Source organism: Clostridium sp. AM27-28, from assembly GCF_003480955.1.
Taxonomy (GTDB): Bacteria; Bacillota; Clostridia; order Lachnospirales; family Lachnospiraceae; genus Otoolea; species Otoolea fessa.
In genome coordinates, this window is sequence record NZ_QUJT01000029.1 from 1 (window position 1) to 2,072 (window position 2,072).

A 2,072-nucleotide genomic window follows, 5' to 3' on the forward strand; every position below is an offset into this window, starting at 1 on the left:
GATACCGGGAAAGGAGGACGCTGCCCTTGCCTGATACCTCGAAGCTGGAAAAGCTCAACCGGGAGCTGGAGAAAAGCGAAAAGAAACTGCGGAAAGCCATCAATGATGAAAAGGCATTGCAGCACCAGTTAAAGCAGCTTACCCGAAAGGAACGGACGCACCGGCTCTGCACTCGTGGCGGTATGCTGGAAAGTTTTCTGCAAGAGCCGGAACGCCTAACAGATGATGATGTCATGCTGTTGTTGAAACTCATTTTTCACAGGCAGGACACGCAGGAACTATTGAAAAAACTGTTGGAACGGGAGAAGCTGGAAACCCCTTAGTTTACTAAGGGCGCAATTATACACCACCCAGAGGTTGGTGCATTGCGTTCTCCGAAGGCTCCTCGCCGGAGAGCTGTGATTTTCCGCAGTCATGGTCTGCTCCAAATCAAACAGGGGACGCTACACTTCCCCTGCGCTGGCTGCAGCCAGCTACCCTTTTGTGGACTTGCCTGTTGGGGACACCTTGCGGTGCAAGCTGTTCCCAGCCGACAAGTTTCATAAAATATGCTATCTTTTCGATAATCGATGAAGTATAATAAAGTCAGAAATAAATCAGGAATTTGAGGTCAAGGCTTAAACGTGAGGTTTATATGAAAAAATACCAATGTCCTTGCTGCGGATATTTTACCTATAATGTTCCGGCAAATGAAGATTGTGGGTATATTTGCCCCGTTTGTTTTTGGGAGAATGACCCGTTCATTGCTTCTGATAACGAACCAAGCGACTCTAATCATGGAATAACGCTAAAAGAAGCGAAATCCAATTTCTCAAAATTTGGTGCTTGTGAAAAAGAAATGTTATGTTATATCCGACCACCAAGAGATGATGAAAAAGAAATTTCATAGCGACAACTTCCAACTTGTAGAACTGAAAAATTAGAAGTTGTAAAGGAGTGTGATAAAATGGAAACACTTTTTGACCAATACAAAGAACTGAATATAAATGGCTCTTTGATTTGTCTTGAACAAGTTGAAGATATTTATTCTTACTTCTGCTATCCGACCAATGCAAAGGCAATAGGTTTTGAAGGAAGTATTATGTATTGCTTTATTGAGCCGTATGGGGAAATGGTTTTTGCCTGCAATCCTGATACTTGTGCAGATGTTTTTGTTTATCCACTGGCAAGAACCTTTGAGGATTTTATGAGACTTATTCTTGCTTGTGGTTCTACTAATCCTATTGAGCAGATTATTTGGATGGACAAAGACAAATTTGAAAAACACCTCAAAGAGGAAGAAGCAATCCGCACAGAGGAACAGAAAGCGACATTAAGTTATCTTGAAACAGAATTAGAAATTTCCCCTATTGATAACCCTTATGACTATGTAAAAGAACTGCAATCTCGCTTTGACAATAGTGGCATTGAGTATAGTGATGAATACTATGATGTTTTGGGGATTGATAGAAAATAACAACAAATAAATTCCAGTTCGTCAGCTTCACATCGGGTCAACTTGTCCCGAACTTTTACAACTAAATACCCGCCGCCCACACAGCGGCACACCGAGCAGGAAATCTGAAAGAAAGGTTTCCTGCTTTTTTTCTGCCCAAAATGAGGTGGTAAAACGCCACCCCGTCCACCAATTAGCGAAAGGAGGGACACGAAATGCCCTGTCCACACAACGAAATCACGATTGTTCAGCGCAGTCAGCGGCAGTCTGCGGTTGCCGCCGCTGCTTACCAGAGTGGCGAAAAACTGTTCTGTGAATATGACCAGCAAGTGAAGCACTACCCGGAAAAGCGTGGTATCGTCCACAATGAAATCCTGCTCCCACCTAATGCCCCACAGGAATATGCAGACCGCAATACTTTGTGGAACGCCGCCGAAGCGGTGGAAAAACAATGGAACTCCCAGCTTGCAAGGCGGTGGGTGCTTACCATCCCCAGAGAGATACCGCCCGACCAGTATGCTGTCCTTGTCCGGGAGTTTTGCCAGAAGCAGTTTGTTTCCAAAGGCATGATTGCTGACTTTGCCATCCATGACCCCCATCCGCCGGGACACAATCCCCACGCCCATGTCATGCTCAC

At 44.7% G+C, this 2,072-nt stretch carries 4 protein-coding genes; all 4 read left to right on the forward strand.

Annotated elements, in window-relative coordinates; all coding sequences use genetic code 11:
• Nucleotides 1–26 precede the first annotated feature (26 nt).
• On the forward strand, nt 27–323 hold the full coding sequence (locus tag DW720_RS15400) for a DUF3847 domain-containing protein (RefSeq protein ID WP_117628259.1): 297 nt from the start codon (nt 27–29) through the stop codon (nt 321–323).
• Nucleotides 324–634: 311 nt separating this feature from the next.
• Nucleotides 635–889 carry a CPCC family cysteine-rich protein gene (locus DW720_RS15405; protein WP_117472730.1) on the forward strand — a complete coding sequence of 85 codons (255 nt, stop codon included), beginning with the start codon at nt 635–637 and terminating at the stop codon, nt 887–889.
• 57 nt (nt 890–946) lie between these two features.
• Nucleotides 947–1,456 carry a hypothetical protein gene (locus tag DW720_RS15410; RefSeq protein ID WP_006873177.1) on the forward strand — a complete coding sequence of 170 codons (510 nt, stop codon included), beginning with the start codon at nt 947–949 and terminating at the stop codon, nt 1,454–1,456.
• Between the two features lie 194 nt (nt 1,457–1,650).
• Nucleotides 1,651–2,072 (forward strand): MobA/MobL family protein (locus DW720_RS15420; protein ID WP_182436563.1); only part of this gene is annotated, 422 nt, incomplete at its 3' end.

Bases quoted from the DNA above. Each gene is read 5' to 3' on its own strand.
- DW720_RS15405 (WP_117472730.1), top strand. From the start codon at position 635: ATGAAAAAATACCAATGTCCTTGCTGCGGATATTTTACCTATAATGTT.
- DW720_RS15410 (WP_006873177.1), top strand. From the start codon at position 947: ATGGAAACACTTTTTGACCAATACAAAGAACTGAATATAAATGGCTCT.